General features: G+C 56.7%; 4 protein-coding genes. All 4 read right to left on the bottom strand.

Annotation, left to right across the window (positions count from 1 at the left end):
• Positions 1 to 344 (bottom strand): HipA N-terminal domain-containing protein (locus tag BGN95_RS06570; protein WP_286772019.1); only part of this gene is annotated, 344 nt, incomplete at its 3' end.
• Between the two features lies 1 nt (position 345).
• The gene (locus BGN95_RS06565; protein ID WP_286772018.1) at positions 346 to 594 is read right to left on the bottom strand and encodes a helix-turn-helix domain-containing protein; all 249 of its coding nucleotides are present in this window, start codon (positions 592 to 594) and stop codon (positions 346 to 348) included.
• Between the two features lie 465 nt (positions 595 to 1,059).
• On the bottom strand, positions 1,060 to 2,910 hold the full coding sequence (locus tag BGN95_RS06560; RefSeq protein WP_286772017.1) for a hypothetical protein: 1,851 nt from the start codon (positions 2,908 to 2,910) through the stop codon (positions 1,060 to 1,062).
• The coding region (locus BGN95_RS06555) for a hypothetical protein (protein ID WP_286772016.1) at positions 2,903 to 3,082 on the bottom strand (180 nt) is incomplete at its 5' end. The genes BGN95_RS06555 and BGN95_RS06560, both read right to left, overlap by 8 nt.

The raw sequence follows: 3,082 nt of genomic DNA, 5'->3' as shown, positions 1-3,082 counted from the left end.
CTTTCGCCATCGGGCAAGAACTGCATGGCGCCGACGCAATCGCGGCCGATCCGGGCCAGCAGGCTGTAAGGATCAACGCCTTCGGCACCTGTCCGCTCGGCGATGCGCCTGCGAATGTTGGCGCTGTCCGGAAGCAAATTGTCGAAAACCGCGATGACGGGCGCGCCGCGATAGGCGGTTTTGCGGAGTGGCAAGGACAAGGAGGCGGCGAAAGCATGGTCCCAGTCGAGCCAGCTTCCGTCATATTGAAACGACACCGCGCCGCTTGGTTCTTTCTCGAACCGGCCGACCAGACGATTGTTGATCAACACGTTCAGAGGGACGTGAGTCTTGTGGCGTGGCATGTCAGAAGATCTCGCTGATGTCCTTGCCGCCCTTGCTGCGCGGGCCGAGTTGAAGGTCCATGTCGAGAGCGGCAATGATGGCGAAGAGGGTATCCATGCGCGTTCCGTCATGACCATTCTCGATCCGTGAGACCGTCTTCTGGCCGGTGCCGACACGGTCGGCGAGCGCCTGTTGGGTCAAGCCGCTACGCGCGCGGGCGTTGCGGATGACAACGCCGAGTTGTTTCGGAGTGCGGATCAGTTGGGCCATAGCGCCACCTTTCCTGACCCCTATGCCCTAAAAGACATAATCTTGCAATATACCCCATAAGGTATATCCTTTGTTTATGTCCTGTAGGGGATAACTGTAGATCGGTGTGGAAGCGGAATCCTTCGCGCTTCCGCCACAAGTGATTGATATTCCTATAGAAACAGGCGGCATCTCGGGGTCCTGATCGGCGCCGATCTAAACCCCAATCGTTTCTCGACTTTCAAGCATTTCCAACGACTTATCCCTGCTTTGGCGGGGTGGCATTTCGATGCTGATCCACACGACTTTGGCGCGATTCCGCACATGGGGTGTCGTATTTGCAATATCTGAACGACGGAAGTGTGATGATCCCGATCGAAGCAAATAGGGACGTCAAGGCATCGCTCGTAGACGCGGCGCTGAAGCGGACTACTGGCCACGTGCACTCCGATGATCGCGGCGCGGTGCGCGCAAGCGAAGCTTGGGCTAGCTGCCCGATCTTCGTTCCGCCGAGAAATCATGGTCATACGCCTCTCGCGAAAGGAAGCGACTGAACGCTGATAAGAGGGATGCGGCGAAAGGCTCTCTCACGCGCCGGACGCGCTTGATTCCGTAGCTAAACCTGCCCTTCTCATACGCGCCATGGCGCTTTATGATCGCACCAGGCGCTGCTGGAGGCAAGAGATAGGTGGCGAGTTCCTTGACTCGTTTATCGCCGCCTGAACCTCGACCCCCCTCAATTTTTGCGGCGATCCGTTTGAACCTTGTGCGCATCTTTGTCGCGCGGTTGTCCCACGATACGCTTGAGAATGCAGCGCTAGGCGCCTCCGCGCAGGTGTCGATTTCGCACGCGCCATCTGTGCGCAGGACTACGAGGTCAAGCACATCGAGGGCCACGGGCGTGGCCTTGGTGAACTCCACGAACCCCATTTGACGTCCACCGCCCGCGAGTCGGTCAAGCGTAAAGCCGAGGCCATGCTTCACCTCCGGCGGTCGGCCATCTTTTCCGACGTTAATCGGCGCGAGGACCGCTACCTTGAAATTGTCTTCGTAAGCGCGTTCGCCGCTGGAGCGCACCATCAAATCGCATGGTTGCCCGATCAACACCCACAGCTTCAAACTGTCGCCGGTTCCGACTTCGAATATGTCGCCATTACGGAGCGGATCCCGAAACTGGTTAATCAGCGATCCGGGCTCGTACAGTTCTTCAGCGCGAAGCAGAGCGAGCCGCGCTTGAGCGTCGTCCGATAAGCCGCGACCAACATCGGCGACCCTTTTTACGGTGCGCGCCGTATCCAGGAATTCGGCCAACCGATCCTGGTTCAAAAGCTCCGTTTTCACCTTGTCGCGTTGGATGATCGAATAAAGCCGGATCAGAGTATCGAGTTCACTCACGCCCTCGCCTTCTGACGAATTGGCAATCACATGCTCGAAATCGACCGGATCGAGGTTTTTGAACTTCTCCAACGTCTGCCCAAACGCAGTCTCAAAAGCGTGCAGCGCGCTATTCTTCATGCGTTCGGCGTAGACGTTGACGACTGTACGATAAACTGCGCCGTAAAATGCGTCGCCATCGCTCAAGTTCTGCTTGGAAATCGGCATGAAAAGCTCAAGGTCAAGGCTCTTCTGTTCAGAGAGTTCTCTCCACCTCGAAACCTCTGCGCCCTTGTCGAGAGTATGAGATAGAAGTCCGCAAAACCACTTTGCGCCAAAAGCAGTTCTGTCCTGCTGGGCAAGGTTGGAGATGATCGCGGTTCCTTCACCGTGTGTTCCAAGTTGCTGATCGAAAAGAAATAGCGTGCGCGCGGAAGTGCTGCATTCAGCTAGAAGTTCGTCGCGTTTCGTCTCCCATTTCGCAGGCGTGAGATATTCGACAGGAAATTCTGCCGGCATAAGATGATCAAACAGGCGTTGGGCGATGGTGTCTGCTGCCTCTTCATCGAATTGCGCCAGCGTTGCAGCAAGGTCGTCGCGTTTGTTGCTATCAAATCTGCTTAGGATCGCGTCGATCTGTTCGTAGAGACTGCCGTTAGCATCGCTCAAGTCGATATCTGGAAAGAAGCTGGCGACGGCGTTCTGGGCCTCGGCATTGTCGCCGACCGCCTTCGTGACAAGTGCCGCGTCAAGCGGCCGGTCAAGCCGATCGTCGACCAGAACAACCTTGGCAATATTCAACTCGCTGAACAGGACTAACATGCGCTCGTTGACCGAAGAGCCTACCTCTTCGGCCACCGTTCCCGGCTGATTAGTCACATCGTTTGCGGCAATGGCCGTCAGCGCGCCAGCCACTTCCATTTGAGCAGCTGCCCCTCCCAATGAGCCCTCTTGATCAGCCACGGCTGATGCTCGTCAGGTCAAGCTCGAAGATGTGGCGACGCCCCTCGGAATTGCGATTGGGCAAGAGGGAAATCGTTCCGCCGAACGATTCCATGATCTGCGCAGCGATAAACAATCCCAATCCCCTTGTATGTTGAAGGTTGCCCGATCTGATTGGAGGATGGGGTGATCG

The organism is Sphingomonas sp. 66-10 (assembly GCF_001897045.1).
Lineage (GTDB): Bacteria > Pseudomonadota > Alphaproteobacteria > Sphingomonadales > Sphingomonadaceae > Sphingomonas > Sphingomonas lycopersici.
Note: the sequence above shows the minus strand (reverse complement) of the source record. Positions and strands in the feature narration are given on the sequence as shown.

Coding starts and splice junctions, on each gene's coding strand:
- BGN95_RS06565 (WP_286772018.1), bottom strand. CDS start 594: ATGGCCCAACTGATCCGCACTCCGAAACAACTCGGCGTTGTCATCCGC.